Origin of the sequence: Streptomyces sp. NPDC055966 (genome assembly GCF_042269865.1) — a bacterium.
Classification (GTDB): Bacteria; Actinomycetota; Actinomycetes; order Streptomycetales; family Streptomycetaceae; genus Streptomyces.
Genome location: NZ_JBHJYK010000035.1, coordinates 25,945 through 52,470, shown reverse-complemented (window position 1 = coordinate 52,470; position 26,526 = coordinate 25,945). Strand labels below are relative to the sequence as shown.

Sequence of the window (26,526 nt, the reverse complement as noted above, 5' to 3'; positions counted from 1 at the left end):
CCCGATGCGCACCACGCACGAGATCAGCCTCGTCGAACTGCCCCGAAGGGCCGAGGAGTTGCTGACCGGCGGGCACCGCCTTGCCCTGGTCGCCGCCCATCACGACGAACGCGGCATCCGGGTCGTGTACGTGTTCGCGGCGGGCCCGCCCGACACCCGCACCGAGCTGCACGTCCGCCTCGACCCCGACCGTCCCGCACTGCCGACGCTGGCCCATCTCTCCTTCCCGGCGGGCCGGTTCGAACGTGAGATGCGCGACCTGTTCGGCATCGTCCCGCAGCACCACCCGCTGCCCCATCGCCTGGTACGGCACTTCCACTGGCCCCGCGGCTGGTATCCGATGCACCCCGACGCCGGACCGCCGCCGCCCTTCGGCGAACAGGAGGGCCTCTACCCCTTCCTTGAGGTCGAGGGCGACGGCGTCTACGAGATCCCCGTCGGACCGGTGCACGCCGGGCTCATCGAGCCGGGCCACTTCCGCTTCTCCGTCGTCGGCGAGACCATCCTGCGGCTCAAGGCCCGCCTGTGGTTCGTTCACAAGGGCATCGAGAAGCTCTTCCAGGGCCGCACGATCGCCGCCGGTCTGCCGCTGGCCGAACGCGTCAGCGGCGACACCGCGGTCGGCCACGCCCTGGCCTACTGCCTGGCCGTCGAGGAGGCCACGGGCACCGTAGTACCCGCCGAGGCCCAGCGGGCCCGCGCGATGCTGCTGGAGCTGGAGCGGATCCACAACCACGTCGCCGATCTCGGGATGCTCTGCAACGACGTCGGCCACGGCATCCTCAACGCCCATGCCCAGCGTGTCCGCGAACAGCTCCTGCGCCTGAACCGGCGGACCACCGGCCACCGGCTGCTGCGCGGCGGCGTCGTGCCCGGCGGAGCCGTCCTCCAGTCCGTGCCCGACCCGCGGGCCCTGCGGACGATCGGCGAGGACATCCGCGAGATCACCGACCTCGCCCTCGGCCACTCGACCGTGCGCGACCGCTTCACCGGCACCGCCGTCCTGAAGACCCGGGCGGCCCGGGAGATCGGCTGCCTCGGCTACGTCGCCCGCGCCAGCGGCCTCGCCCACGACGCCCGCGCCGCACACCCCTTCACCGACTACGGCGCACGCCTGGACGTCCCCGTCCACACCGACGGCGACGTCCTGGCCCGCTTCCTCGTGCGCGCCGAGGAGATCGACACGTCCCTCGCCCTGGTCCGGCACCTGGCCGACGGCCTCACCGCCGCGCGCACCGTCGTGGGGCTCTCCCCCGCGCCCGGTGACCGGGCCGGTGACGGTGTGGGGCTGGTGGAGGGCTGGCGCGGCACCATCGCCACGCGCGTGGAACTCGCGGCCGACGGCACTCTGACCCGGGTCAAACCGGTCGACCCGTCCTTCTTCAACTGGCCCGCCCTGCCCGTCGCGCTGGCCGACACGATCGTCCCCGACTTCCCACTGACGAACAAGAGCTTCAACCTCTCCTACGCGGGCAACGACCTCTGAAGAGGACCTGCCTTCGGCGGCGGTCCACGCGTCGGGGGTGTCCAGGAGGCGGATGCCGAACTTGGCGGCGCCGAGGGGCTGGGGGTGGATGGACAGGCGTACGGCGTGCGGCTCTTCAGCGCCCAGGGCACGGAGAAGGCGTACTCGACCAGGTGGTGGTCGCAGTAGGGCACACGCACCTCCAGCCCCTGCACGATGCTCAACCGGTCCTTGCCGTAGAGGAGTTGGCGCAGCCAGCGGGTCAGCGACAGGTGCTGCAGCTCGCGCTGACGGTGCTCGGCGGGCGTCTCGCCGTCGGCATGCGGTACGGCGGCCAGGGCACTCGCGTACATGTCGGCGCGGGCACCATCGACGGCACGAGCACCGGCACAGCCAGCAGCGCGGTGACGAGAAGCCGGTTCTCCTCCCGGCGGGCGTCCACGTCCTCGTCGTCCCCGTCGCCCTCGTGGCCCTTCTCGCCCCCGTGCTCCTCGGGCGGTTGCGGCAGGGCGGCCGTGTACCCGGCCTTCTCCACCGCCACGACGAGTTCCTCGGGCGCGATCTGAGGCGGATGGCACACCCGGGCCCGCCCCGTGGCCGGATTGACGGTCGCCGTGACCCCGTCCAGCCTGCCGAGTTTCTTCTCGACCCGCCGCACACATGCCGCGCAGGTCATGCCGCCGACGGTCAGATCCGTTGTCATCAGGGTGACCACGGCTTCCGCACCACCGCACCGGCGCCGGAGAAAGAGGGGGAAGAAGATTGCCGCGACTCGTGCATCAACCGCGTCTCCGGATCACGTCGTACGGCGTCGGCCGGATCGAGCCGTCCCGCTTCATGTGTCGGACCGGCCGACAACCGAGTTCCGGAGAGGAGAGGTGGCGCAGGTCACGCGGGGAACGGTCAGACCCGTACGTCCCGCGCAGCGCACCGCAGGCGAAGGGGAGAAACCCCGCCGGCCGACCGTGGGCGTCCGGACCGTGCGGTCCGGGCGCCCCTTACGGTTTCCGCGTCACCGCGGACCGGCCGTCAGTAGCGAATGACCGGCGGCCGTTGGGCGGGCGTGTGCGGCGCACGGACGGTGCCGCTCGGCGTCATGGAGAAGGAGCCGCCGGACAGCGGTCCCGGTGCATAGCCGCCGCTGGTGAAGGCCTGGGGATTCGTCGCGTCGAACGACTTGCCGTCCACCGTCACACCCGAGAAGTCCAGCTTGCTGAAGGACGGATAGCTCTGGGTGGGGGATTCGATGACCGCTTCGGCGCTGGCGTTGCCGGCGCCGAGGTTCTTGGTGACGTGTTCGGTCCAGCCCTTGGTGTTGTCGGTGAGGGTCAGCGTGTAGCTGCCGCCGCCTTTGGAGACCACTGAGGCGGTGATGCTGTCGCCTTCGGAGACCGGGTTGTTCCAGTACACCGGGGCGGCAGGGTACATCTCGTACCAGGCGGAGAGGACCGGCGACCCGCTGGAGCAGTCGGTCTGTACGCCGGTCTGCTCCACCGTCTGCGAACCGTAGCCGTCCAGGCCGACCCAGGGGGCGAACAGGTCGTTGGTGCTGTTGCACGTGACGTGCGGTTCGGTCCAGGAGCCGCTGATGGTGCCGAAGCTGCCGGTGGCGACGTATCCGCCCCAGTTGCTGTCCTGGAATCCTCCGTCGAGCGGGCCGAAACCCGTACCGGTGGCGGCCGCTGACGTTCCGGCACATGCCGGGACGAGAGCGACGGCGGCGAGGAGCAGCCCCGCGGCTGCCGCTCGGCCGGTGAAACGACTGCGTCTGGTTTCTGTGTACGTGCCCATGTAACCGGTCTCCTGTGGGGGATGGAGTCGATGATCGGGGGCCTGTCAGACCGGGGTTCATCGTGGGTGTGGCCTGCGTGAACCCTCAAGAGCCAGGCGCCAACCGGAACCCGCCATGGCGAGAACATGACACAATGACCGGGTGGCGAGTACCGCTCGTCGAGCCTCGCCACCCGGAGCCGAAGGGCGGTCAGGGTGTTCCCAGCCGGTTTCCACACTGCGTCAGGCGGAGCCCAGCCGCCGGCGCCCATGCGCGCGGCTTCGGGTGGTCTGCTCGAAGGCCTCGGCATTCCTGAAGCGGAACAGAACACCTATCTTCGTGTCCTCGCATCTGCGCACTGTACGACAGCCGATCTCGCCACCGAGTCAGGCATCACGGCGGACCGCGCCGAACGGCTGCTGGCCGCGCTCGCCCGACAGGGCCTGGTCACCCGGCACGACGGCGTCCCGGTCCGCTGGTCGGCCACGGCGCCCGACGTCGCCGTCGAGGCACTGCTGCTGCGCCGGGAGGAGGAACTGCTGCGCACCCGCGGCCGGGTGGGCGAGCTGATGCGGACCTACCGGAGGGCCCAGCCACCGCAGAGTGCCGATCTGGTGGAGGTGGTCACCGGCCAGGCAGCCATCGCCGAGCGCTGGCGGCAGATGCAGGACGGTGCACGCCGTCATCTCCTGCTGTTCGACAAACCCCCGCACATCTCCCCCACCGACACCGAACTGGAGCGCTCCCTGCTGGCCCGTAGAGTGCGGATCCGCGCGGTGTACGAGGCCGGCTCGGTCAGCGCCCCAGGCCGACTGGCCGAGATCCGTGAGGTGGTGGGGGCCGGGGAGGAGGCGCGGATACTGCCCGAACTCCCCTGCAAGCTGGCCATGGTGGACGACCGCTGGGCGATGCTGCCGGTGGCCACCGGCTCCGAGTTGCAGGCCGCGGTGCTGGTCCGCGCCTCGTCCCTGCTGGACGCGCTGACCGGGATGTTCGAGGCGTACTGGCATCGGGCGGTACGGGTGCCGGACGCCGGCGGCCCGGCGCTCCGCGCGGGGAACCGCCGGGGGGAACTGCTGACGCTGCTGTCGGCAGGGTTCACCGACGACAGCATCGCCCGCCAGTTGGGCGTTTCACCGCGCACCGTCCAGCGGTGGGTGCACGAGGTGATGGACGACCTCGGGGCGCGGACCCGCTTCCAGGCGGGCATCCAGGCGGCCCGGGCCGGACTGCTCTAGTACGCCACGGGACGACCGCCACCACCACAGCCGCCGCCGTGAACATGACGCCCGGCCCGCCGCTACGGGGGAGAGCGACGGGCCGGACACTTCACGATGCCAGACTCCCCCGCTCCCGCGACAGAAGCGAAATGGCCAGGCGCACGCTGTCACAGTCGGCGAGCACGACCGGCCTCCCGCTCCACGCCCGTCACGGCTTCAGGCGAGGCCGGACGGTCTGCGTGGCGGTGGGACGGCACGGAGCAGCTCCCACAGGGGGCGTGAGCCGGATGCCCACACCCCTAAGGCGTGGCGGTCGACGACGTGCAGCCGCTGCTGTTCGGCGAAGGCCACGGCGGGCGCGGTGACGCGGCCGTTCGTGACGATCACCGCGATGTCGGCGCCGTGGACCTGGCGGGCGGTGCCGTTGAGGACCTGGAGGTCCGGTGTGCCGACCGCGGAGCCGGCCAGGCCGTTGCGCCGGTGTTTGCACTGGATCACCCAGCGCCGCCCGTAGGGGTCGGTGGCCTTCACGTCGGCGCCGAGGTCCCCGCCGCCGCCGACGCGGAGCGCGTCCTGGCAGCCGTCACGGCGCATCAGGTCCCGCACCGCGTCCTCGAACCGGGTGTGATGCAGGGCGTCCAACTCGGGCAGCGCGTACCGCAGGCCCTGCGCACGCACCGCTTCCCAGCGCGCGCCCTGCTGCCGTTGGTAGAACCAGCCCCCACCGACCAGCGCCGCGAGCACGGCGACGACGGCCAGGATCCACCAGTGCGCCAGCAGCCAGTTCACGACGGCCACCACCAGCGTGATGCCCAGGACCGCGGCCACGAGGAGACCGATCAGCCGGTCGTCCGCACGTTGGCGCCGACTTCTGGCAGGTCTTCGGGTACGCCGCCGCGTCTGCGGGCGCCCCTTACGGGTCCGGGGGCTCACCGGCCGACCCCTCTGACGCCGCTCGCCGGCTGCGTCAGAACGTCGAGGACGCTCCGGCCCGCCGGAGTGGGACGCCGTAACCAGAAGAAGACGACGACCGTGAGCAGCCCTGCCACGTCCATGGTCAGCAACCGTCCATACCTCCCCCGATGACCGGCCATCACCCCACAGGGAACGCGCTGCCGCCACCCCGGCCTTCATGTGTAGCGGCGCCTCGGCGATACGGGAGGCTGGTTGCCGACGAATGGCACAAACCCATCGGACCTGGCCGAATACCGCACCGCAGGTCAGCCGCCGACGCAGCGCACCGCGTCATGCCTGTTCGGGCACCTCATACTGCCCGCCCGGACCTGGCGTCGGCCGGTCCCACCGGTTATCCAGGAGAAGTTGACCATTCCGCCCGGCAGGAGAGGCCCCGTTGCACGATCGCGAGAACGCCAGAGCTGTCGGGACCGACACCGGCCGTGGCCCTGTCCGTAAGCCCGCACCCGCACCTCTCTCGCCACAAACCAGCCTGCTCGGTCTCCAGGGCACGGTCGGGAACGCCACCGTCCTCCAGATGCTCCGCCGGGCCGACCAGAATGTGCCCGCGGTGCAGCGGTCCGCCGTGCACGACGTCCTGCGCACGCCCGGGCGCCCCCTGGACGATGCCACCCGCACCGACATGGAAGCCCGGTTCGGCACCGACTTCTCCGACGTCCGTGTCCACACGGACGCGGCCGCCAAGGCGTCCGCCGCCGAGGTCGGCGCCCGCGCGTACACCAGCGGCCACCACGTGGTCATCGGCGACGGCGGCGCGGACCGGCACACGCTCGCCCACGAACTCACCCACGTCGTCCAGCAGCGCAGAGGTCCCGTCGCCGGCACCGACAACGGGGCCGGCCTGAAGGTCTCCGATCCCTCCGACCGATACGAACGCGAGGCGGAAACCAACGCCAGGCGCGTGCTGAGCACCGTCCCCGTACAGCGCTCGTCCGACGAGGCGGGGGCGCGCCGGCGGACGGGCGGACGCGACGTGGTCCAACGGATGCCGACGTCACCGGCAAGCGCGCAGACACAGGACGAGCAGGTGCAGCAGCTCGGCTTTCTGGTGGCGTTCTACGTCCCTGTGGAGACGTTCGGCGAGAACGGGGAACCGCCTGCCATGCCGACGCAGGCGTGGCTGACCCGGCAGTCCCCGGACGACGTGGATCTGCTGCGGGTCGAGAGTTCGTTCGCGCCGCCACGCCAGTCCTCGGGGCGCAGGGGCAACGCGGTACAGACCCAGTGGTCCGCCGCCTACCAGTCGTCGTTCTTCGTCTACACGATCGAACTCGTCAACGACCCCGGCGGTCTTGTGAGCCGGACCCTGATAGACACCGACGCCCCGTTCACCATTACGCGCAGGATTCCACGCGGTTCGGGCGGGCGGTCCAGTGGGCGCACGTACGCTTTCGGAGACAGGTGGGGCGTCGATCCGTCCTCCGGGCTGAGCAAGGAGACGGCCGCGCAGCTCTACGGGCTGGATCCCGACGGTTACGTGGAGCAGGGCGACGCCGCTCGACAAGGCCTTGCCCAGCTCCCGTCCGACACCACCCAGGCTGTCACCTTCTACGTTCCCGCCGGACGCAACGACCCGAAGTTCCTCAACAACGACCGGCGCTTCATGTCCACGCAGGGATTCGACGCTCTGGGCAACGCCACGAGGTGGGCCACCGCGCTGTCCGCCCGGCCGCAGGTGGACCGCCGTGACGGCCAGCGCAGCACTGCCGCCGCCATGGGCAACACCCAGGCGCATGCGTGGATGGGCCCTGGAAACGGGGGAAGCGTGGGGCAGCTCGCCAAGTACGAGTGGTGCCATCTGGTGGGTGACGGTGACGGCGGCCCGAGCGCGCCGGAAAACCTCGTCATCGGTACCAACGCCGTGAACACGGAACAGTTGGCGATGGAGACCGGCCTGAGGGATCTCGTTCCCCAGGTCCGAGCCCGCGGCTTCGACATCCGGCTCCAGGTCATCGCCTCCTTGCAGGAGGCTCCGATGGAGTCCGAACACTCCCCCTCCGACTTCGGTCTGCCCGACCTGCTGCAGGCCGACTGGATCAGTTACGACATCTCCCTGGTCCCTCTCGGACAGGTGAACGGCCGACAGCGCGCCGTTCACCGCCAGATCATGGACGCGACGCGCGGCACCATCACCGAGTCCGAGTTCGTCGTCCTCCAGGCAACCGTGAAGCGAGCGATCCGGGCCGCGCTGGACGGCTGACGGGGCGGATAGATTGTCGGCGACGGCACCCGGCGGCGGGCAGACGCGTCAGGGGCCCACGGACCGAGAGGGAGCGCCCAGCGTGCACCAGGACGTAACCCGGTCTCTTCCCGCGCCCGGCGGCGCCCTCGTGCCACGCCTGGTCCCGGTGCGCCCACGGGCTGCGGTGCTCCTGCTGCACGGCGGGAGCGAGACCAGCCTTCGTCCCTCGCGCCGCTGGCACCCCGCGGCACTGCGCATGACGCCCTTCCAGCGGGCCATCGCGCTCGCACGGCCGCACGACGACATGCTGATCACCCAGGTGCGCTACCGCGTACGCGGCTGGAACGGCAGCCGCGCCGATCCGGTGGCGGACGCCGACGAGGCGTTGCGCCAACTCGCCGCGCTGGCCGGCCCGGTGCCGACCGTCCTCGTCGGACACTCCATGGGGGCGAGGGCCGCGCTGCACGCCGCCGGCCATCCTCAGGTGTGTGCGGTGCTCGGCCTGGCGCCCTGGTGGCCGAGGGGAGAGCCGGTGCGCCAGCTGACCGGCCGTCGTGTGGTCGCCCTGCACGGCGATCGGGACCGGGTCACCTCCCCCGGTGACTCGGCCGACTATGTGCGCCGGGCCCGGGAGACGGCGGCCGGAGCGGCGATGGCCGTCGTCCGGCACGGTGACCACGCGATGCTCCGCCGCCACCGGTTCTGGCACCGCACCGCCGCGAGCGTCGTCGCGCACCTCGTCGACCCCGACCGCTGTCCGGACCCCCTGCCCGTGGAGTGCTACGGGACGGGGCCCGGTCCGCTGCTGTGACCGGTGTACCCGCGTTGCCGGCGGGGAGGACGCCTAGGAGGCCGCGGTCTTGGCTGCGCTCCTGTCGGCGCGCAGACGCGTGGCCAACTCGGTGACCGCGGCGTAGAGCGGCTCCCGCTGATCCACTCCCCATCGGTGAAGGTAGACGAGAAGCTGGGTGACGACGGTGTCGTATTCCACGACAACGGAGCTGTTGGGGGCGGTCAGTCGCTCGATGTGCATCAGCCGTTCGTGGGTGGCGTCATCGATCTTGCCGCTCGACTTGAAGAGCGTCGCGTAACGGCCGACCCCCTTCATCGGCTCGACGGCATACTGCAACTTGGCCGCGAAGAGGTCCTTCTGCTCGGCGGTCAGCGCCTGGCTCTGATTCAGCAGTGCTTTCAGGCTGTCGATCTGGGCTGTCCGGTCCCTGGCCAGATTCCGGATCTCGTCATCGCTCAGCCCCTGCCTCAGGAGCAGCAGGATCTCACTGTTGCCGTAGGTCTCGCCGGCGTCCACGTGGGTGAGTTCATGGGCGAGCGAGCCGAGGCGCTCCGTCGCGCCTGCCGACTGGGACAGCGCGTGCTTCATGGTGTACTTCTCGGCAGTTCCATCGGGAGAGAGCGAAGTCCCCGGCATTCCGGTCGTGAACTTGACGATGCCGCTGTGCGCGAGCAGGTCACCGAGGACGTCCCGGGTGATCTGCGGAGCGGCGGCGTCCGACCGGATCTGGCCCAGCAGCCGCAGATCGTCCTCGACGAGGCGGCGCCGATCGTCCTCCGACAGGCCGTTGACGACCCCGTTCAGCCAGTTCGCGAGGTTGGTGTTGGCGGCGGAGAGGTCGCTGTCGACGGGGGCGTTGGTGACCTGGATCTGATGCAGGATCGTCTCCTGCGCGGCCAGCAGACCGCGCGCCTTCGCCAGCTGGTCGGCTTCCCGGTCGACGTCGTCCAGTTGCTGGTAGATCTCCGCGTGAGCCGCTACCTGCCGCAGGATCTCCTCGATGACGGCCGGCAGCCGGATCCGGTTGGATTCCGCGTGGCTTTCGGCGACCAGGGCGTCGACCGCCTGTTGGTGCCTTCCCGACTTGGACTGGTCACGGTATTCCTCAGCGGCGCCCCTGAGCGCATCCAGTTGCCGGCGCCTGGCCATGTAGCTGTTCACCGGCAGCTGGTGATAGGCGGCGAGAGCGTCTTCGACCCGTACGATCGAGGAGCCGCGCTTCTCCAGGAGACCGACAGCGGTCCTCCGCCGGAATTCGACGACCGAGATCAGGCGTGCGACAGGCAGAGCGGCCCCGGCGTGGGGGGCCGAGGCGGGTGCGGCAGGGGTGCCGGCCATGACGTCGGCCGCCACTCTTTCCGCCTCGCGCTCGAAGCGGTCCGAGGGATCACTGATGGCCAGCCCGCCACCGGTGTCCGTGCCGGCGACCGGGCCACGGCGCTGCTGGACGACGTGCGTCAACTCGTGGGCGAGCACCTCGCGGCCCGAGTCGGACGCCGTGTCGTACCGGCCTCGCTGGAAGACGATGTGGGAGCCGGAGGTGTAGGCCTGCGCGGCGACCGACGTGGCGGACTCGTGTGCCGCGCGGTCGGTGTGCACGCGGACGTCGGAGAAGTCCGCGCCGAGCGCGGATTCCATGTCGGCACGTACCGCGTCGCCCAGGGGACGTCCGGGAGAGCGCAGTACCTCGTGGACCGAGGCGGACTGGCCTTCGGCCGCGTCGGCGGGCTCTGCCCTGGCCCGGCTGAGTGCCTCGCCGACCGCGGCGTTGCCGATCAGCTGCTGCAAGGCGATCACGGCGTCCGGTCGCAGCGGTTCCGGCCGCGGCGTGTCCGCACGCTCCGGGCGTCGCGGCTCCCTCGACCGCTCCGTGGCGGTCTTGCCCGTGTTCCCGGCCGCGGTGGCATCCTCGGGTTGCTTCTTGTGTCCGCGCACGCCTCTCCTCACCGCACCGAGACTTACCGTTCCGGTGTAGGGCGAGGACGGTCCCGACCGTCAGGTCGAAACGGGCAATGTGCGGGCAGAGTCGATGCCTGGCGGGTTCCGGCTGCGGCAGCTTCGAGCCTTCGGGCACTGAAGTGCGCCTGCTCGGGCCGGCCCTGGCCCCGCGGCGTCCGTGTTCCCGCGCGCACCGCGTCGGTCCTGTGCGGTGGCGGTGCGCCGTCGGTGGTCGTCCGACTCCGGGGTCAGTAGGCGGAGTTGACGTTGTCGATGGAGCCGTAGCGGTGGGCGGCGTAGTTGGCGGCCGCGGTGATGTTGGCGACCGGGTCCGTGACGCTGCGGGCGGTGCCGGAGACGTGGTAGGCGTTGAAGGTGGGGTCGATGACCTGGAGCAGGCCCTTGGAGGGGGTGCCCTTCTGCGCGTTCACGTCCCAGTTGTTCTGGGCGGCGGGGTTGCCGCCGGACTCGCGCATGATGTTGCGCTTGAGACCGTCGTAGCTGCCCGGGATGCCCTTGGCCTTCATGATGCCGAGGGCCTGCTTGATCCAGCCGTCGAGGTTACCGCTGGTGCCGGACTTCTGCCGGGAGATGGTACGGCTTTCACTGCCCGCGACCTTCTTGGAGGCCGTGACCGCATGGGAGGCGGGCGCCTGCGTCGCTTCGGCGGCCTGCGCGGTCGTCGGCATCAGGGTCAGGGCCGCGGCTGCGGCGCCGGTCGTGGTGATGCCGGTGAGGGCGAGAGTGCGCAGGCGGGCGATGCGGGTGCGGGCGGTCATGGTCATGCGGAAGTAACCCTTCGTGGGGGACATGGTCGGTGCAGGCCGCCTCTGACGGCTGCGTGGGGCTGGGCCCCGTGCTGCGGGTGGGAGTGACGGTCCCGGCGGGAATCCGCTCGGTCCGTCGCTTGGTCCCGGCAACGACAGCAATGGTTAGCGGCGGACCCGGCCGAGCGCAATGATGTGACGTACTACGCCACATCGTGGCAATGTCGGAAATGATGGGTTATGACGTATTTATTCCCAGCTCACGCCGCTCCGGTCCTACGATCCCGGATAGGATGTGATCTGGCTCCTATGGGTGGCGTCACGTCTCCAGGCCCCTCGGAGGTGTCGGCAGCGGCCCGGCCGAGGGCGATTCCGGAACCCCGCCCGGGTCGGGGGGCGAACCGGGAATGGGGGCGGCTGAGGACTCGGGCGCCCTAGGCCCCGGTATTGATGAGCGGCTCGTCGCGTGTGAACGGACGGAACCCGACGCCGTAGTACAGCCCACGTGCCTCGGGATGCCCCGGCGCACCCAGACAGGCGACCGTCATGTGACCGGCACCGGCCTCCCGGGCCAGGTGCATCCCGTGCAGCAGCATCGCGCGGCCCAGCCCGAGCCGCCGGTAGTCCGGATGCGTGCCGACCGGCTCGAATTCGGCGGTCCGGTTCGCCTCGTCGAGCCACATGATCGTCGATGCGGCCATCGTTCCGTCCGGTGCCTCCACCAGGAGGTGCAGGTCGCCGCGGTACGGCGGTGTCCGCCGGACACCTTCGTAGGCCTCGGCCGTGTACGTCGTCGGAGCCCAGGCGTCCACATGAGCCTGGACCGCGGCCCGTGGCCCGGCCTCGTCGGCCGTGCGGAACCGGAAACCGTCCGGCAGCACCGGCTGCTCCAGGACATCGAGGTCCCGCACGTTGAGCTGGGTCCAGGAACCGGTGTCGCCGAGCGAGTCCGGATCGGTGTGATTACCGTGTGCCGCCCATCGCGTCAGGGCGAACTCATCGCCAGCGGCCGGCACCACCGTGCGCTCGACGCCGGGCGCCACGGCGTCGTACCAGCCGATCACCTCGTCCACCAGCTCGCGGTGGCCGGGATGAACCTGGTACACCAGACAGGCGCTGGTGACGTCCGCCACCGACCCGTCGCTCCGCCTCGCCCGGTGCGGCAGTCGAGCCCAGCCCCACGCGACCAGATCGGCACCGGAGAACCACAGCCGACGGAGCCAGCTCTCGCCGGCGCGTGCGTGCCCCTTGCCCCAGATCCAGGCCAGCTCGCCGTACGACGCGTCGCTGTTGACCAGGTCGGGACGGACGGCAGTGACCCGCTGCGCCAGGCTCTGCATGAGCTGTACATCCGCAGCCGTCAGGAGCTCGGAGTCATCCATGGTGCGCCACTGTGCCAGTGCTCGGCCAAGCCTGCGAACCATTTTCCAGGGGCCAGGACCTGAGCGGCCGACGGCTCAACTCCCTTGGCGCAGTTCGCCTTTCCCGGCTGGATCAGCGGGAACGGCGGCGTGCGGCGTCCGCGCTCGTCATCCTCCCCTGGGCACCCACCTTGTACCGGCCATGCTCCAGGAAGTACCGCAACGCCTCCGGCGTGCCGTCGTCGAGGGCCCGCTCCGCGGCCGTGCGCAGTGCCGCGCCGGTGGCCGGATCGGCGAGGATCCGGAAGATCGCCACGCGGTCGTCCTCGGCCCGGGCGAGGCGGTAGCCGGTCTCCAGGAAGGCGCGCAGGGCGGCCGGCGTGCCGTCGTCGAGGGCCTTGGTGGCCTCCCTGACGACCGCCTTGTCGTTGTTCTGGCGAGCGACGGCGAGTATCCGGAAGACGGCGACGCGGTCGTCCTCCGCCCGGGCCGCCGACCGGCCGGTCCTCAGGAAGTTCCGCTGGTCCTCGATGGTGCCGTCCATGGCCTTCTGCGCGGCGGCGTAGACCGCCTTGCCGGTGCCCGGGTCGGCGATGATGCGCATGATCGCGATCCGTACCTCGTCGTCGGACATCTCGTCCACCGGGGTGGTCGATCCGTCCGCGTCGGACCTTGCCGCCGCGGAGGTGGTCGAGGCACCGGCCGGGTGGTGCGCGGACGCGGGGGCGGCGGACGCGGGGGTCGCGATCAGGAGCGCGGGCGTCAGCGCGGTGGCCGCGACGGCCAGGGCAGCGCGGGTCAGTCTCATGTGTGGGCCTTCCTTGTGGGGGTCGAGAACACGGACTACGTCCGGAGATCATCGCGGGGAAGGCGCCGGAATCCATTGCCGGAACCAGGAAGTCTTCACGGTGTCCTGGCTGCCGATGCGCAGGCCGCCGACGTCAAGCGCCGCACCGCCCGCAGGAGATGCCCATCGGCGACGGGCCGGCGGGGTCGGCGACGACGTGTTCGACCATGACCGGGTCGCGCGCGGGGGCTTCACCCTCACCGACCACGACCTCGCGGCCAACGCCTTCCCCCTAACGTCCGCCCGTGGCGACGCGTATGACGGACAGTCAGGAATCCCGCTGCCGTCTCTCGCCCGCACATCGCCATGGTGACGAGACGTTCGTGGGAATCGCCGAGGCATATGGCGCGTACCCCGGCGCAGAAGGCGTCGCGGCGCCAGGCGCCGCCTGAGCGACGGCACCATCGTGATCTCCGAGTCCGTCACCCCTCCCCGACCGCATCCGGCGGAACGCAGCCTCGACGGGGGAACGCGTCCTGAACCTCGCCAGCGACTCGGCCGTCGTCATCCCCGCATCGAGCCCGAGGTGATCGCCAACCTGGTCGTCTACCTCGCCTCACCCCACGCCTCCGCCACGACCAGCGGGGCGGTACCGCGCGCCGGCCGTCATGCTGGACCACACTGGAAGGGGAGGCGTGCACAGGACAGGGGGCACAGCCGATGCGTGCATGGGTGGTGGCCCGGCCGGGGCCTGTCGAGCAGGAGCCGTTGCGGCTCGTCGAGCGGCCCGTGCCGGAACCGGGATCCGGTGAGCTGCTCGTGCGGGTGCGGGCGTGCGGTGTGTGCCGTACCGATCTGCACGTCGCCGAGGGTGACCTGCCGGTGCGCCGGGCCGGGGTGACGCCCGGCCACGAGGTGGTCGGCGTGGTCGACGGCGCCGGTGCGGGTGTGAGCGGGTGGGCGGCCGGCGACCGCGTGGGAGCGGCCTGGCTGCGCCGTACGGACGGCACCTGCCGGTACTGCCTGCGCGGGGCCGAGAACCTGTGCCCCGGCTCCGAGTACACCGGCTGGGACGCCGACGGCGGCTACGCCGAGTACACCACCGTCCCGGCCGCCTTCGCCTACAGGCTGCCTGCGGACGTCGACGACGTCGCGCTCGCACCGTTGCTGTGCGCGGGCATCATCGGCTACCGGGCACTGCTGCGGACGTCACTGCCGCCGGGCGGGCGTCTCGGACTGTACGGGTTCGGCGGCAGCGCCCACCTGTGCGCGCAGGTCGCCCTGGCACAGGGAGCGACGGTCCATGTCCTGACCCGCGACGAGGCCTCGCGACGGCTCGCCCTCGACCTGGGCTGTGCGTCGGCCCGCGGGGCCTACGACGAGCCGCCGGAGCCGCTGGACGGGGCGATCCTGTTCGCACCGGCCGGTGAGCTCGTGCCGGTGGCACTGCGGGCACTGGACCGGGGAGGGGTCCTGGCGGTCGCGGGCATCCATCTCAGCGATGTCCCGGTGCTGCGTTACGAGAGCGAGCTGTTCTACGAGAAGGAACTGCGCAGCGTCACCTCGAACACCCGGGACAACGGCCGGGACTTCCTGGCACTGGCGGCCCGGTACGGCGTCCGGGCCACCACACATCCCTACCCGCTCTCCGAGGCGCAGCGGGCACTGAGCGATCTGAAGGCGGGCCGCTTCGACGGGGCGGCGGTACTGCTGAACGACCTGTGAACCCCAGCGCGCCGCGGATCCAGCGCGGGCGGGGATGTCAGGACAGCCACTCGGTGTAGCTGGTGGGGGCGAGGTGGGCGTTCCTGTCCGTGAGGACGTCGCCCTTGACGGCGGCGAACATGCCGGCCGTGGGGTCGGTGACGACGGTACGCTTGTCGCCCTTGCGGGACAGGGTCATCCGGCCCAACTCGTCCAGGGGGTAGATCTCGGGGCCGGCGACGTTCCGGATGCCGTTCAGCGGGGCCCCCGCGGCGACCTCCGCCACCGCGGCGGCCACATCCTTGGAGGCGATGGGCTGGATGGGCGTGGCGGGCAGCCGGACGGTGTCGGCGTCAGCCGTCCAGGACAGGACCGCGTCCATGAAGTCCATGAACTGCGTGGCCCGCACGATCGAGTAGGGGATCGGCCCGGCTGCGAGGATCTTCTCCTGGAGCAGCTTGGCGCGGTAGTAGTCCAGCTCGGGCACCTGGTCCACGCCGACGATCGAGAGGACGACGAAGTGGCCGGCACCGCCCTTCCGGGCCGCGGCCAGGAGGTTGTCCATCGAGGTCTGGAAGAAGGCCAGGGAGGCCTCGTCGAAGGTCGGGGAGTTCGTCAGGTTGACGACGACGTCGGCTCCCGCCACCGCCTCGTCCAGCCCCTGACCGCTGATGATGTCGACTCCGGTGGACTTCGAGTGCGGTACCGCCTCGTGTCCGGCCGCGTTCAGGTCCTTGACGACCTGCGACCCGATCAGTCCGGTACCCCCGATGACTGCGATCTTCATGACATACCTTTCGTCCGGATTACGTGCGCAATATGGCATACGGAACGTCGTGTGGGCGGGGCATGAATCAGCCCGTCGCACCTGTGGACCGACCGAGGAGGGGCCGCGTCAGAGTCCGTCGACGAACGTGACCGTCTCGTCGAGCGGCGCCCGGCCCGTGCGCTCACCATGGACCTTGACGTCCTCATATCCGATCGCCATGCCACAGAAGAGGACGAGGTTCTCCGGCGGTGACAGGACTTCCGCGACGGTCCTGCGGTACTCCGACCACGCCATCTGCGCGCAACTGTGCAGACCTTCGGCGCGGAGCAGCAGCATGACGGTCTGCAAGAACATGCCGACGTCGGACCATTGGGCCGGGCCCAGGTCGCGGTCGATGTAGCAGAACAGGGCGGCGGGGGCTCCGAAACAGTTCCAGTTCTCGGTGGCGGCCCTCCGGCGCGCCTCCCAGTCCTCGCGGGCGATGCCGAGTGCGCCGTAGCGCACCTTGCCGAAGTCGGATCGGCGCTCGCGGTACGGGGACTTCAGGTCGGGCGGGTACATCTCGTACTCCCGCTCGTCCCAGGGGTCGCCTGCGGCCAGCCGTTCGCCGGCACGCTTCTTTATCTCGGCCAGCGGCCCGCCGGTCACCACGTAGGCGCGCCACGGCTGGATGTTCGATCCGGACGGCGCCCAGGCCGCGGCGGACAGCACCCGCTCCAGCGTTTCCCTCGGCACGGGCCGGTCGGTGAACGCGCGCACCGCCCGTCGGCTCGTGACGGCCTCATAGACGTCCATGATCGCCCGCCTCCATCCACTCAACGAGTTCAGCTTCGTTACGCTCAAGATAGTATCACTCGATACCGTATCGAGCTCAACTATCTCGGCGTGGATCTCGGCTCTCGGTGGTGCGCGCGTCGCGACCGGCGCGGCCGGAAACCGGCGCGCGGGCGCCCTTACGCCTCGCCGTCCACGGGATGGGCGAGCCGGGTCAGCAACTCCGTCAGTTGCTCGGGCTCCCCGGCGGCCAGTTCGGCGACCAGACGCTCGGCCAGCGGCTCGGCGGCCACGTGGGCCGCATCGAAGAGTTCGATTCCCTCAGGGGTGATCTCCACCGCCCGCGCCCGCCGGTCCCCCGGAACGGCCTTGCGTACGGCCAGACCCTTGCGCTCCAGGTCGTCCACGACCCGCATGATTCCCGCCTTGTCCGACCCGGTCGCCGCCGCCAGGTCCCGCTGCACCGTGGGCCCGTGGTTGACCAGCACGATCAGCACGGCGAAATGTCGCAACTCGATGCCGAGCGGCCGAAGCGCTTCCCCCATCAGCGCGGCAGCACGCCAGTGAGCCCGGCGCAGCAACAAGCCCAGCGCGAAGGGCGACCGGTCCCCAGGGCGGTCGGTCGCGCGCGGGACGGCGGGTTGACGAGGAGCATTGGCAGCCATGAGGGAACATTACCAGCCATCCACTCATTCGATACGGTATCGAATGAAACCATATGAGGGGTGGCTTTCGCGGGGCCCGGCCTGTGAGATCAGGCGGCAGGTCAGCCGGTGGGACGTGGGGCGCGCAGATGGGCCCGCTTCTTCAGTTCGTCCTCGTCGACCAGGGTGAGCATCGGCTGGCCCGGGGCGCACATCATGACCAGGACGAACCTGGCCGGCGCGTCCGACAGGGCGTTGCCGTCCTGGTAATGGATCACGTCACCACCGGGCTCCCAGAACGTCTCACCTGCCTTGATCACGCGCTCCGGCTCGCCCTCCAGCTCCCACCGGACCGCGCCGTCGATCACGTAGCCGAAACACGGCCCCGAGTGGCGGTGCGGAGGAGTCCCGGGGTCACCGGGAGGCCACTCGACGAGGACGGTCATCCCCGAAGCGCCCTCGGGAATGAACGGCGGCTTGACGTCCGCCAGCATCTTGGGTCCGACCCCGGTCACCGATGCCATCTCGCGTATCTCGCGCACGGTGCTGCACCTCCTGGGCCCTGTCGTCGGACTCCCGCCCGCAGGGGCCAAACGGCACTCCACGGCACTCCGGCCGCAGGTCCGTTCCACCGCCGAGCGGGCAGCGCGCCGGCCTTCCTCGCCTGGACGCCGTTCCGGTTCATCTCACGGTTACACGTTTTCACACTCACGACCGACGGCATCTCGGGGCGCGACCTCGTCCCGCCGGAGGCACCGCCCACGATGCTTCGCGGGCTCGCGCACCCCTCGGCGTTTGACATCGGTGTCGGGCATCCACCACGCCCGGCCTATGTGCAGATCGTCGAGCAGACCGAGCGGGCGCTCCGGATGGGCGTCTTGAAGGTCGGGGACAGGGTGCCCACGGCCAAGCAGGTGCGGCGGCGACCGCCATCAACCCCAACACCGTGCTCCGGGCCTACCGCGGCACGAAGCAGGCCGGCCTGGTCGAACTGCGCCGGAGCCTCGGAACCTTCGTGACGCGGTCGCTCGCCCGGCCCACGCACATGGACATGCGTGAGGTGGCCGAGTTCATCGCCTCGGGCGCCATCGCGCTGCCGCCGCGGAAGAGGTGGCGCAGGGCGCCGCGGCCTCGGCGCCGCCGGCGGCATCGCCGACGGTGGAAGGCATCACCGGCCGCTGTTTCGAGGACCGTGCCGAGGCCGAGCCGGTCGCCGGCGTCGCACCCTACGCCCTGGACGGCTGTGGGCCGTGTCCGAGGATCTCGCCCGGTCGTCGAACCGGCCACGGGTTCCCGGAAGTTACAGCGAGTCCTCGGCGGGGGCGGCGGGGAACGCGTTGACTCCCGTCAGCTCCGCCGAGAGCTCCCACAGCCGGGCCGCCTGCTCCGGGTCGATCGCCCACTCCTTGACGCCGAGGGGCCCGGCGTCGCCCTCCGGCGCGAGTTCGGCGATGTCGCAGTCCTCCAGATAGACGCCACCGATCCCGTCCAGCTGCGGCGAGGTCGCCGCCCACACCTGGGTGGCCGCACCCTGCGGCGGGGTCTTGAAGCCCTTGGGGTTGAGCACGTTGCCGTCCTCGTCGATCCAGCCCCGCTCGATCATCTCCTCCTTGGGCAGATGCCGCTGGAGCGGGGTGATGATGCCACCGGGGTGCAGGGCGAAGGCCCGGACGCCGGCATCCCGGCCGAGCTTGTCGAGCTGGACGGCGAACAGGACGTTGGCGGTCTTGGCCTGACCGTAGGCCTCCCACTTGTCGTAGCCCTGCCGCCAGTGGATGTCGTCCCAGCGGATGCCGGAGAAGTGGTGGCCACGGGAGGAGACGGAGACGACCCGGGCGCCGCCGCGTGCGAGCGCGGGCCACAGACGGTTGACGAGGGCGAAGTGACCGAGGTGGTTGGTGGCGAACTGGGCCTCCCAGCCGGGGCCCACCCGGGTCTCCGGGCACGCCATGATCCCGGCACTGTCGATCATGATGTCGATCGTCCGCCCGGAGGCGAGGAACCGCTCGGCGAAGCCGCGCACGCTCTCCAGGTCGCCGAGGTCCAGCTCGTCCAGTTCGACGCCGGAGATGCCGGCCAGTGCCTGTTCGGCCGTGGCCGGGCGGCGGGCGGGCACGACCACGTGGGCGCCGGCCTTGACCAGCGCCCGGGTGGTCTCCAGGCCGATCCCCGAGTAGCCGCCGGTGACGAGGGCGAGTTTGCCCGTCAGATCGATGCCGTGCAGGACGTCGTCGGCGGTGCTGGTGGCGCCGAAACCGGATCCGATCTTGTGCTGTGCAGTGCTCATGTCCGGAACGCTACGAATTCGAGTGCACTCGAAGTCAAGTCGCGCCCTGCGCGCCCCGCGGGAAACCGTCTCGTACCACACGCGCCTCACGCGAGTGACGGTTGCAGGGTGGCGGGTGTGGGGCCGTCCGGGCGGACGGTGATGCCGTACGCGGCCTTCTCGGGGGTGGAGCTGAAGACCGGTGTGTGGTGCGGCAGCAGGTGTTCGAGCAGGACCGTCGATTCCCGGAGTGCGAACTGCATGCCGAGGCAGGCGCGGGGGCCGATGCCGAAGGGGTAGTACGCGCCGGGCCGGGTGGGGCGGGCGTCCGGGGTGGTGAAGCGCAGCGGATCGAAGCGGTCCGGATCCGACCACAGTCGGGGATCACGGTGGGTGAGGTACGGGCAGACCAGGATGTCCGTACCCGCGTCGACGGCGTAGCCGGCGAGGGTGTCGTCCTCGGTGGCGTGGCGGGGCAGGATCCAGCCGGACGGGTAGAACCGGAGCGTCTCATGGACGAGAGCCTGGACGGCCTCGCGGCGTCGCTCCGATCCTTCACCGCCCGCCGCGAGGGCTTGCTCACGGGCAGCGGGATTCGCGTCGAGGAGCAGGTAGAGCCAGGTCAGGGTGGTGGCCGTGGTTTCGTGCCCGGCCACGAGCAGCGTGACCAGTTCGTCGCGGATCAGCCGGTCCGTGTACGCGGGGTACTCGGCCGCGGCGTCGATCAGGACATGCAGCAGGCCAGGGCCGTCCGGCCCGGTCGACCCGCTGCGCACGGCTTCGATGGCGTGCCGGGCGACCGCGTCGATCCGGGCGAGATCGGCGGCGACGGCGTCCTGGGCGTGGCGGACGTCAGCCGGCAGCGTCGGCAGCGCGGCTGCCACGGAAGCCACGGCGGCCAGTTCACGATCGGTCTCGTCGTCGAGGGGGTGCCCGGTGAGGGAGCGCCAGATGGTGTCCAACGCGAAGCGCCGCATCTCCTGCCCGACGTCGAAGGACTGCCCGGTACGGGCGTACGCGGCCCAGCGTCCGGCGGTGGTCCGGGCGGCCTCGGTGATCCGCCGTTCGTAGCGCCGCATGCCGGTGGCGGTGAACTGGCTCTGCAGCAACCGGCGTTGCTGCCTCCAGGCGGCACCGGTGGCGGACAGGACCCCGTCGCCGATGAGCAGGCGGGCGCGGTGCGACCGTTTGACGTACCGCTCCGGGTGCCTGGCGAGTACGTGTTGGACCGCCTCCGGGTCGGTGACGAGCACGGTGGGAGCCGGTCCCAGGCGGAACGCGGCGACGCCGCCGAACTGCTCGCGGACCTCGGACAGCAGTTCCACCAGTTCGCCGCCCGCCGCACGCCACCGCTCCACCAGTGCGTGACCGGCTTCGGGGACCGGCCACCCCGCTCCGGAAACGTGTGGGAGGGAGCCGGATCCGGCTTCGATGCCCATGCTTCTTCTCCTGGTTCCCTGGTCTCCTGCCCGGCTCGTCTCGCCGAGGCACCAGACGTAGTGTGGGGTGTGTTCCCCGTGATCTGCACGATCACCTTCGCCGGCTGCTGAGTCTCACGAGAAGACTCGTACCATCGCCGTATGAGACGCACGTCGTTCGCGAACTGGCCGTGTTCGGTGGCCAGGACCATGGATCTGCTGGGGGACTGGTGGACTCCCCTGGTGCTGAGGGAGGCCTTCTACGGGATCCGCCGGTTCGACGCGTTCCAACAGGAGTTGGGCATCGCCCGGAACACGCTGGCGGAGCGGCTGCGCAGGCTGGTGGAGGCGGGCCTGTTGGAGAAGCGGGTGTACGAGACACAGCCCGTGCGCCACGAGTACGTTCTGACCGAGTCCGGTCGCGATTTCTACGGTGTCATCCTCGCCATGACGCGGTGGGGCGACCGGTGGCTCGCGGACGAGGAAGGGGCACCGGTGATCACCCGGCACGAGACCTGTGGTCATGACGCCCACGGGGAGGTGGTGTGCTCGCACTGCAAGGAGCCCCTCGCCTGGGAGGACGTCACCGCACGGCCCGGCCCCGGCTATCCCGCGCGACTTCTCGACCGGCCGGCCGTCCGGCGGCGTTTCCGGCTGGATGAGTCGGGGGAAGGCGCGCCGGATCCGGACGCCGGGTGATCTCGGCGTCCGGATCCGGCGCTCGCGGGACGCCGATCACACACGTATGCGGCGGAAGCAAGTGCGCCGGGTGTCTCAGCCGCTCTGCGACGGCTCAGGGCTCGCGTCGACCTCACGGACCAGTTCGATCGCCCTGGCCAGGGTGTCCAGCCGGTCGCCCAGGGTTTCTCCGGCCGGATAGAGGCGTACGGTGGTGACGCCCGCGTCGCGCCAGACCCGTAGCCGCTCGCGGACCATGTCCTCCGTGCCGATGAGCGTCGTACCGAGCACCATCTCGTCGGTCACGAGACCGACGGCGCCGTCCCGGTCACCGCCCTGCCACCGCTCGCGCACCTCGGCCGCGGCCTCGGCCCAACCCTGTCGGCTGTAGGCGTTGTTGTAGAAGTTGGTGGACGCCGACCCCATGCCGCCCAGGCTGAAGGCGAGTTCCTTCTTGCGTCCGGCGATCATGTGGCGGAGCGCGTCCGCATCCGGTGCGAAGGCGACTTCGGCGCCCTGGCAGACGTCGAGGTCCGCTCGGGTACGACCGCTGTGGGCCAACCCCTCGTCGAGGTGGGCGAAGTAGGCGTCGGCCGCGCCCTCGGGCACGAAGCTGGTGCCGAGCCAGCCGTCGGCGACCTCGCCGGTCAGGCGGAGCATCGCCGGGGACAGTGACGCCAGGTAGACGGGGATGTCGTACTCGGCGCGCATCGACAGTCGCATCGGGACGGCCTCGCTGCCGGCCAGCGGGATCGTGAACTCCGCGCCGGAATAGGAGAGTCGGTCGCCGTCGAGGACCCGTTTCACGATCTCCACGGTTTCACGCATGCGCCTGAGCGGCCGGGCGAAGGGCACTCCGTGCAGTCCCTCGATCACCTGGGGGCCGGATGCGCCGAGACCGAGCAGGAAGCGTCCGCCCGACAGGTTGGAGAGGGTGACGGCGGTCTGTGCGACGGCCGCCGGCGTCCGTGTGCCCAGTTGCATCACGCCGGACCCCAGGAGCAGCCGGTCGGTTCGTGCCGCGTAGTAGCCGAGGGCCGAGGGCGCGTCGGAGCCCCACGCCTCGGCGACCCAGCAGATGTCCAGACCCAGTTTCTCGGCCTCGACGACGAAGTCCGTGTGGCCGGACCAGGATTCCCCGCCCGAGGCCTCGATGGTGGTGGCCGTCCGCATCACGCCTCCGCCCGCTGCTTGATCTGCGCCAGCGTGTGCGTCATGGCGCGCTCGAACTCGCGCATGCGCACGAAGACGATCTTCTGTTCCTTCTCCGGCATCCGGTCGATCGCCATGGACAGCCCGGAACGCCCGGGGCCCAATTGCATCCACTGCGACAGTTCCGTCCCGCCGTCCCTGGGCCGAAGCCGGAAACGCCAGACCGCGGAGGGATGGGCCGGATCCTCCACCGCCCAGGCGAGGACGGACCGCGGTTCACACTCGATGACGTGGGACGTCGTCTCCCACCTGCCGAGCGCCTCGTGCTCGCTGCGGCCGACGAACCTCGCCCCCACCGCGGGACCGGCCGCCCCGTCTAGCCATTCCACGGACCGGAGCTCCTCACTCATGCCCGGCATCAGCTCGATGTCGCTGACCATGGCCCACACCGTGTCGGGTGAGGCGTCGATCCATACCCGCACCTCGGTCGTGGGTGTGTCCGCGTAGCACGCGCCCGTCCATTCCAAGACCGCCCGCCTCCTCGTCAATTGTAATCTTGACCTCCAGAGTTGCTTTATGAGACTTACGTGTCAAGGACGCAGGTCCACGGACGACGCCCGTGGGCGGACACGGGCCGGCCACGGGGCGGGGCCGCTGTGCCCGGACCGTACGAGCCAAGCCGGACCGGTGTTCCGCCGGCACGGAACCGGGGTTCTTCGGCCATCTGCCGCTTCGTTCGCGGCGTTTCCCCCTCGCGGCGGGAGCCCGGCGGTCGCCCGGTGAAGGATCCCGACTGTGGAGAGCCGAATATCCCGCAGCGAGAGATCACCCGCCCCCGAGACCGGCAGCGGGCCGGTGGCAAGGGTGAGGGGGCCGTTGTTGACGGTGGGGGTGGAGGAGGAGTTCCTCCTCGTCGATCCGCGGACGCGGCTGCTGACGCCGGTGGCCGCGCCGGTCATCGCGACCGCCGAGGCCAGGCTCGACGACCGGGTCGCCCCGGAGCTGACCCGCTATCAGGTCGAGACGCGCACGGACCCCCACCGGGATCTGGGCACGCTCGCCGAACAGCTCTATGCCAACCGGCTGCACCTGTCCCGCGCGGCCTCCGCCCACGGGGCCGGGCTGGTCTCCAGCGGCACCCCGGTCCTCTCCCCCGCGGGTGCCCCGCCGTTCATGCCCGGTGACCGGTACGAGCGCAGTGCGCGGGCCTTCGGCGCGCTGGACGAGGAGCAGGTGTGCTGTGCGTGTCACATCCACGTGGGGATGGACAGCCGTGAGGAGGCCGTCCGGGTCAGCAATCATCTGCGGGCCTGGATCGCGGTGCTGATCGCGGTGGCGGCGAACTCGCCGTTGTGGGGCGGGCGGGACACCGGCCACGCCAGTTGGCGCACCGTGTGCTGGGCGCGCTGGCCGGCCGCCGGGCCCCCGCCGTACTTCGAGTCGGCCGACCACTACGACGACCTCGTCGCCACCCTGATCGGCACCGGTGTGGTACTCGACGCAGGGGGGATCTACTGGGACATCAGACCCTCCCACCACCTGCCCACCCTGGAGGTGCGGGTCGCCGACGCGGCCCTGACCGTGGACGACACCGTACTGTTCGCCGCCCTGGTTCGCGCGGCGGCCGCCACCGCGCTGGCCGAAGTCCGCTCCGGTCGGTCCGCCCCACGCCCCGACCCCCATCTGCTGCGCGCGGCATCGTGGCATTCGGCCCGCGAAGGCCTCACGGGTACGGCTCTCGACCCGGTCTCCCGCCTGCGCACACCGTCCTCGCGCCGGATGCGCAGCCTGCTGGACTGGATCCGCCCCGCGCTTGACCGGCACGGCGACAGCGCCCTGTTCGACTCCCTGCTCTCCCGGCTCGACCTGCACGGCACCGGCGCGGTCCGGCAGCGCGCCGCTCTGCGGCAGCGGCGGCGCCCGACCGACACCGTCGACTACCTCATCGCCCACACCCTGACGGCTCCGGGCGGCGGTGGCCGGGGGTGACGGCGCCCGGGCACCGCAGGCCGCCGGCGGGCGGTCCGCCGGGCGCCACGGCCCAGGGCGTGAGGCGACGCTCACCGCGGAGACGGCCGCGCACGCCGCGTGCTGCCGGCGCGGGCACCGAAGGGGCGCCCGGACAGGGCCGTGGCGCTACCCGCCGCCGGCGCGGCCGACCAACTCGTCCCGCGCTTCCTCGGACAAGGGCGCGCTCTCGCGGTGCACTCCGTCCGGGCCCGCCGGGAGGCCGTCGCGGCCCGGAGAGGCCGGGCCGTCGTCGTCCGCTTCCCGCGCCGCCGCCCGGCGGGACGGCATGGTGAGCACGGCGAGACAGCAGACGACCAGGGCGATGCCGATCCAGCCCGGCGTGGGGATGCGTTCACCGACGACCAGGACGGCCAGTACGGCGGCGACGGCGGGCTCCAGCAGCGACAGCGTGGTCGCGGTGCTCGCCGGCACGTGCGCCAGACCCCAGCCGAACAGGACGTAGCCGAGGAACATGGGCACCAGGGACATGTAGGCGCCGACGGCCGTGTTGGACCATGAGTCGAGAAGCGGACCGCCGGTCGCCAGCAGTACCGGCATGAGCAGCAGGCCGCCCGCTCCGAACACGGCGCCCATGGCGGCGCGGGAGCTGATGCCCCGGCTGATCAGGCGGTGGGCGGCCCAGGAGTAGAGGGCGTAGGTGAAACCGGCGACCAGGCCGAGCCCGACGCCGAGCACGGTCGACCCCGCGGATCGGGCGCCGGTGTGCTCACCGGCCGCTTCGGCCGCTTCCGCCACGCACAGCAGCGCCGTACCGGACAGGCCCAGCACCGCACCGACCGTCCAGCGGCGCGTGAGCCGGCGCCTGTCCACGACGCGTTCGACGAGGGCCGAGGCGAGCGGGGCCGAACCGATCGAGACCACGGTTCCGGCGGCGACTCCGGCCAGATGCATGGAGCTGTAGAAGGCCAGCGGGTAGACGCCCACCGCCAGGGCGCCGAGCAGCACCGCACCGCGACGCTCGCGCAGCGCGGAGGCTTCCCCGGCGATGCGGGGGCCGGCCATGACGGCTTGGAGCAGGCCGCCCAGGCCCATCGCGGCGGCGCCGATCGCGAGGGGGCCGACGTCGGGGGCGAAGGTCGCGGCGGTGCCGGTGGTGCCCCACAGCACGGATGCCAGCAGCACGCAGAGCGATCCCATGCCGACCGAGCGGGCCGGGCGTCCGGCGGGCCGCGTCACAGTCGGTCCAGGAGGGCGGCCGCCATGGTCCGCGCGTGCTGCAGGCGGGTGTCCACACCCTCCAGGCCGGCCCGGGCCATCGCGCCCTCCAGGAGGAACGCGAGATGCTCCGCCACCGCACGCGCCTCCTCGGGGCGGTCGGGCAGGAGTTGCTCCAGGTGTCCGGCGATCAGGGACTCGACCTGCTCCTTGTGCCGGCGCACGACGGCGCGCCCCTCGTCCCCTGCGGGCAGTTCGGCGGCGGCGTTGAGCAGGCCGCAGCCCCGGAACCCGTGCTCGTAGGCGAAGGCCGCGTGATCGGCATACGCGTCGAAGACGGCGAGCACGCTTTCGCGGGCGTCCCGGGCCTCTTCCAGGCGGCGCCGGTACAGACCGAGCCACTCCTCGTGCCGCGCGTCGAGGTAGGCCCTCACCAGGTCGGACTTGGACGAGAAGTTGTTGTAGAGGCTCATCTTCGCCACGCCCGCGTCCGCGGTGATCGTGTCGATGCCCGTGGCGGACACGCCGTCCGCGTAGAAGCGGCGGGCCGCGGCGGCGAGCAGCCGTTCACGCGCCGGCCGCCGCCTCTCTGTGGACCGTGCTGCCGCAGCGCCGGTCTTGCTCATGACGACCCTTCCCTCCAGATTAGGTAGACCAGTCTACCTAATCTGCTCGG

At 71.1% G+C, this 26,526-nt stretch carries 24 protein-coding genes and 2 pseudogenes; 8 read left to right on the top strand and 18 right to left on the bottom strand.

What is annotated here, in order from left to right; all coding sequences use genetic code 11:
• Nucleotides 1-4 precede the first annotated feature (4 nt).
• Nucleotides 5-1,486: an NADH-quinone oxidoreductase subunit C gene (locus ACFC8N_RS44790; protein WP_356039187.1), complete on the top strand. Its 1,482-nt coding sequence runs from the start codon at nt 5-7 to the stop codon at nt 1,484-1,486.
• Here ACFC8N_RS44790 and ACFC8N_RS44785 read toward each other — a convergent pair.
• The 3 genes and pseudogenes from ACFC8N_RS44785 to ACFC8N_RS44775 form a co-directional block, all read right to left on the bottom strand.
• On the bottom strand, nt 1,465-1,818 hold the full coding sequence (locus ACFC8N_RS44785) for an asparagine synthase-related protein (protein WP_376295431.1): 354 nt from the start codon (nt 1,816-1,818) through the stop codon (nt 1,465-1,467). The genes ACFC8N_RS44790 and ACFC8N_RS44785 overlap by 22 nt on opposite strands.
• Before the next feature lie 5 nt (nt 1,819-1,823).
• Nucleotides 1,824-2,168: pseudogene (locus ACFC8N_RS44780) on the bottom strand (cation transporter); the annotation flags it as partial.
• A 326-nt stretch (nt 2,169-2,494) separates the two neighbouring features.
• Nucleotides 2,495-3,256 carry a G1 family glutamic endopeptidase gene (locus ACFC8N_RS44775; protein WP_376295429.1) on the bottom strand — a complete coding sequence of 254 codons (762 nt, stop codon included), beginning with the start codon at nt 3,254-3,256 and terminating at the stop codon, nt 2,495-2,497.
• 249 nt (nt 3,257-3,505) lie between these two features.
• Between ACFC8N_RS44775 and ACFC8N_RS44770 the strand changes: the two genes are divergently transcribed.
• On the top strand, nt 3,506-4,474 hold the full coding sequence (locus ACFC8N_RS44770) for a helix-turn-helix domain-containing protein (protein ID WP_356039191.1): 969 nt from the start codon (nt 3,506-3,508) through the stop codon (nt 4,472-4,474).
• A 198-nt stretch (nt 4,475-4,672) separates the two neighbouring features.
• Here ACFC8N_RS44770 and ACFC8N_RS44765 read toward each other — a convergent pair whose 3' ends face one another.
• Nucleotides 4,673-5,389 carry a restriction endonuclease gene (locus ACFC8N_RS44765; protein WP_362818061.1) on the bottom strand — a complete coding sequence of 239 codons (717 nt, stop codon included), beginning with the start codon at nt 5,387-5,389 and terminating at the stop codon, nt 4,673-4,675.
• A 559-nt stretch (nt 5,390-5,948) separates the two neighbouring features.
• Between ACFC8N_RS44765 and ACFC8N_RS44760 the strand changes: the two genes are divergently transcribed.
• The gene (locus ACFC8N_RS44760; protein WP_376295428.1) at nt 5,949-7,631 is read left to right on the top strand and encodes a DUF4157 domain-containing protein; all 1,683 of its coding nucleotides are present in this window, start codon (nt 5,949-5,951) and stop codon (nt 7,629-7,631) included.
• Between the two features lie 82 nt (nt 7,632-7,713).
• Nucleotides 7,714-8,424: an alpha/beta hydrolase gene (locus ACFC8N_RS44755; protein WP_376295427.1), complete on the top strand. Its 711-nt coding sequence runs from the start codon at nt 7,714-7,716 to the stop codon at nt 8,422-8,424.
• 33 nt (nt 8,425-8,457) lie between these two features.
• On the opposite strand, the gene ACFC8N_RS44750 is transcribed toward ACFC8N_RS44755, so the two are convergent.
• From ACFC8N_RS44750 to ACFC8N_RS44735, 4 genes are all read right to left on the bottom strand, one after another.
• Complete coding sequence (locus ACFC8N_RS44750) at nt 8,458-10,341, bottom strand: DUF4157 domain-containing protein (protein ID WP_356039201.1); 1,884 nt, start codon at nt 10,339-10,341, stop codon at nt 8,458-8,460.
• A 251-nt stretch (nt 10,342-10,592) separates the two neighbouring features.
• The gene (locus ACFC8N_RS44745) at nt 10,593-11,129 is read right to left on the bottom strand and encodes a transglycosylase SLT domain-containing protein (protein WP_376295451.1); all 537 of its coding nucleotides are present in this window, start codon (nt 11,127-11,129) and stop codon (nt 10,593-10,595) included.
• 416 nt (nt 11,130-11,545) lie between these two features.
• Complete coding sequence (locus ACFC8N_RS44740) at nt 11,546-12,493, bottom strand: GNAT family N-acetyltransferase (protein ID WP_376295426.1); 948 nt, start codon at nt 12,491-12,493, stop codon at nt 11,546-11,548.
• Nucleotides 12,494-12,605: 112 nt separating this feature from the next.
• Entirely contained in the window at nt 12,606-13,280 is a 675-nt protein-coding gene (locus ACFC8N_RS44735) for an ALF repeat-containing protein (RefSeq protein WP_376295425.1), read from the bottom strand.
• Nucleotides 13,281-13,979: 699 nt separating this feature from the next.
• Here ACFC8N_RS44735 and ACFC8N_RS44730 point away from each other — a divergent pair.
• Nucleotides 13,980-14,984, top strand: a complete 1,005-nt coding sequence (locus ACFC8N_RS44730; protein WP_362818050.1) for a zinc-binding alcohol dehydrogenase family protein — start codon at nt 13,980-13,982, stop codon at nt 14,982-14,984.
• A gap of 37 nt (nt 14,985-15,021) precedes the next feature.
• Here ACFC8N_RS44730 and ACFC8N_RS44725 read toward each other — a convergent pair whose 3' ends face one another.
• The 4 genes from ACFC8N_RS44725 to ACFC8N_RS44710 form a co-directional block, all read right to left on the bottom strand.
• Nucleotides 15,022-15,750, bottom strand: a complete 729-nt coding sequence (locus ACFC8N_RS44725; protein WP_356036371.1) for an SDR family oxidoreductase — start codon at nt 15,748-15,750, stop codon at nt 15,022-15,024.
• 108 nt (nt 15,751-15,858) lie between these two features.
• Complete coding sequence (locus tag ACFC8N_RS44720; protein ID WP_356036369.1) at nt 15,859-16,527, bottom strand: nitroreductase; 669 nt, start codon at nt 16,525-16,527, stop codon at nt 15,859-15,861.
• 158 nt (nt 16,528-16,685) lie between these two features.
• Complete coding sequence (locus ACFC8N_RS44715; RefSeq protein ID WP_356036366.1) at nt 16,686-17,171, bottom strand: MarR family transcriptional regulator; 486 nt, start codon at nt 17,169-17,171, stop codon at nt 16,686-16,688.
• Between the two features lie 101 nt (nt 17,172-17,272).
• A complete protein-coding gene (locus ACFC8N_RS44710) occupies nt 17,273-17,674 on the bottom strand; it encodes a cupin domain-containing protein (RefSeq protein ID WP_356036388.1) in 402 nt (133 codons plus the stop codon).
• A 240-nt stretch (nt 17,675-17,914) separates the two neighbouring features.
• On the opposite strand from ACFC8N_RS44710, the pseudogene ACFC8N_RS44705 reads away from it, so the two are divergent.
• Nucleotides 17,915-18,189, top strand: a pseudogene (locus ACFC8N_RS44705) (GntR family transcriptional regulator); the annotation flags it as partial.
• A 261-nt stretch (nt 18,190-18,450) separates the two neighbouring features.
• On the opposite strand, the gene ACFC8N_RS44700 reads toward ACFC8N_RS44705, so the two are convergent.
• Both ACFC8N_RS44700 and ACFC8N_RS44695 read right to left on the bottom strand, forming a co-directional pair.
• Complete coding sequence (locus ACFC8N_RS44700; RefSeq protein WP_356036364.1) at nt 18,451-19,437, bottom strand: SDR family NAD(P)-dependent oxidoreductase; 987 nt, start codon at nt 19,435-19,437, stop codon at nt 18,451-18,453.
• Between the two features lie 86 nt (nt 19,438-19,523).
• A complete protein-coding gene (locus ACFC8N_RS44695; protein WP_376295422.1) occupies nt 19,524-20,855 on the bottom strand; it encodes a cytochrome P450 in 1,332 nt (443 codons plus the stop codon).
• A gap of 141 nt (nt 20,856-20,996) precedes the next feature.
• Between ACFC8N_RS44695 and ACFC8N_RS44690 the strand changes: the two genes are divergently transcribed.
• Nucleotides 20,997-21,533 (top strand): winged helix-turn-helix transcriptional regulator, encoded by a 537-nt coding sequence (locus ACFC8N_RS44690; RefSeq protein ID WP_376295420.1) that lies wholly within the window; start codon nt 20,997-20,999, stop codon nt 21,531-21,533.
• Nucleotides 21,534-21,608: 75 nt separating this feature from the next.
• Here the strand turns inward: ACFC8N_RS44690 and ACFC8N_RS44685 are convergent, their stop codons facing one another.
• Together ACFC8N_RS44685 and ACFC8N_RS44680 are read right to left on the bottom strand one after the other, a co-directional pair.
• Nucleotides 21,609-22,685, bottom strand: a complete 1,077-nt coding sequence (locus ACFC8N_RS44685; protein ID WP_376295418.1) for an LLM class flavin-dependent oxidoreductase — start codon at nt 22,683-22,685, stop codon at nt 21,609-21,611.
• On the bottom strand, nt 22,685-23,191 hold the full coding sequence (locus ACFC8N_RS44680; protein ID WP_356036353.1) for an SRPBCC family protein: 507 nt from the start codon (nt 23,189-23,191) through the stop codon (nt 22,685-22,687). Before ACFC8N_RS44680 ends, ACFC8N_RS44685 begins: the two co-directional genes overlap by 1 nt.
• A gap of 358 nt (nt 23,192-23,549) precedes the next feature.
• Between ACFC8N_RS44680 and ACFC8N_RS44675 the strand changes: the two genes are divergently transcribed.
• Nucleotides 23,550-24,653 carry a glutamate--cysteine ligase gene (locus ACFC8N_RS44675; RefSeq protein ID WP_356036385.1) on the top strand — a complete coding sequence of 368 codons (1,104 nt, stop codon included), beginning with the start codon at nt 23,550-23,552 and terminating at the stop codon, nt 24,651-24,653.
• A gap of 147 nt (nt 24,654-24,800) precedes the next feature.
• Here the strand turns inward: ACFC8N_RS44675 and ACFC8N_RS44670 are convergent, their stop codons facing one another.
• Together ACFC8N_RS44670 and ACFC8N_RS44665 are read right to left on the bottom strand one after the other, a co-directional pair.
• Nucleotides 24,801-25,817, bottom strand: a complete 1,017-nt coding sequence (locus ACFC8N_RS44670; RefSeq protein WP_376295416.1) for a DMT family transporter — start codon at nt 25,815-25,817, stop codon at nt 24,801-24,803.
• Between the two features lie 50 nt (nt 25,818-25,867).
• The gene (locus ACFC8N_RS44665) at nt 25,868-26,476 is read right to left on the bottom strand and encodes a TetR/AcrR family transcriptional regulator (protein WP_356036347.1); all 609 of its coding nucleotides are present in this window, start codon (nt 26,474-26,476) and stop codon (nt 25,868-25,870) included.
• Between the last annotated feature and the right edge of the window lie 50 nt (nt 26,477-26,526).

What these genes read in the sequence shown, in the direction of transcription:
- ACFC8N_RS44790 (WP_356039187.1), top strand. Translation starts at nt 5, where the DNA reads ATGCGCACCACGCACGAGATCAGCCTCGTCGAACTGCCCCGAAGGGCC.
- ACFC8N_RS44785 (WP_376295431.1), bottom strand. Translation starts at nt 1,818, where the DNA reads ATGTACGCGAGTGCCCTGGCCGCCGTACCGCATGCCGACGGCGAGACG.
- ACFC8N_RS44775 (WP_376295429.1), bottom strand. Translation starts at nt 3,256, where the DNA reads ATGGGCACGTACACAGAAACCAGACGCAGTCGTTTCACCGGCCGAGCG.
- ACFC8N_RS44770 (WP_356039191.1), top strand. Translation starts at nt 3,506, where the DNA reads ATGCGCGCGGCTTCGGGTGGTCTGCTCGAAGGCCTCGGCATTCCTGAA.
- ACFC8N_RS44760 (WP_376295428.1), top strand. Translation starts at nt 5,949, where the DNA reads ATGCTCCGCCGGGCCGACCAGAATGTGCCCGCGGTGCAGCGGTCCGCC.
- ACFC8N_RS44745 (WP_376295451.1), bottom strand. Translation starts at nt 11,129, where the DNA reads ATGACCATGACCGCCCGCACCCGCATCGCCCGCCTGCGCACTCTCGCC.
- ACFC8N_RS44740 (WP_376295426.1), bottom strand. Translation starts at nt 12,493, where the DNA reads ATGGATGACTCCGAGCTCCTGACGGCTGCGGATGTACAGCTCATGCAG.
- ACFC8N_RS44735 (WP_376295425.1), bottom strand. Translation starts at nt 13,280, where the DNA reads ATGAGACTGACCCGCGCTGCCCTGGCCGTCGCGGCCACCGCGCTGACG.
- ACFC8N_RS44730 (WP_362818050.1), top strand. Translation starts at nt 13,980, where the DNA reads ATGCGTGCATGGGTGGTGGCCCGGCCGGGGCCTGTCGAGCAGGAGCCG.
- ACFC8N_RS44725 (WP_356036371.1), bottom strand. Translation starts at nt 15,750, where the DNA reads ATGAAGATCGCAGTCATCGGGGGTACCGGACTGATCGGGTCGCAGGTC.
- ACFC8N_RS44720 (WP_356036369.1), bottom strand. Translation starts at nt 16,527, where the DNA reads ATGGACGTCTATGAGGCCGTCACGAGCCGACGGGCGGTGCGCGCGTTC.
- ACFC8N_RS44715 (WP_356036366.1), bottom strand. Translation starts at nt 17,171, where the DNA reads ATGGCTGCCAATGCTCCTCGTCAACCCGCCGTCCCGCGCGCGACCGAC.
- ACFC8N_RS44710 (WP_356036388.1), bottom strand. Translation starts at nt 17,674, where the DNA reads ATGGCATCGGTGACCGGGGTCGGACCCAAGATGCTGGCGGACGTCAAG.
- ACFC8N_RS44700 (WP_356036364.1), bottom strand. Translation starts at nt 19,437, where the DNA reads ATGAGCACTGCACAGCACAAGATCGGATCCGGTTTCGGCGCCACCAGC.
- ACFC8N_RS44695 (WP_376295422.1), bottom strand. Translation starts at nt 20,855, where the DNA reads ATGGGCATCGAAGCCGGATCCGGCTCCCTCCCACACGTTTCCGGAGCG.
- ACFC8N_RS44690 (WP_376295420.1), top strand. Translation starts at nt 20,997, where the DNA reads ATGAGACGCACGTCGTTCGCGAACTGGCCGTGTTCGGTGGCCAGGACC.
- ACFC8N_RS44685 (WP_376295418.1), bottom strand. Translation starts at nt 22,685, where the DNA reads ATGCGGACGGCCACCACCATCGAGGCCTCGGGCGGGGAATCCTGGTCC.
- ACFC8N_RS44665 (WP_356036347.1), bottom strand. Translation starts at nt 26,476, where the DNA reads ATGAGCAAGACCGGCGCTGCGGCAGCACGGTCCACAGAGAGGCGGCGG.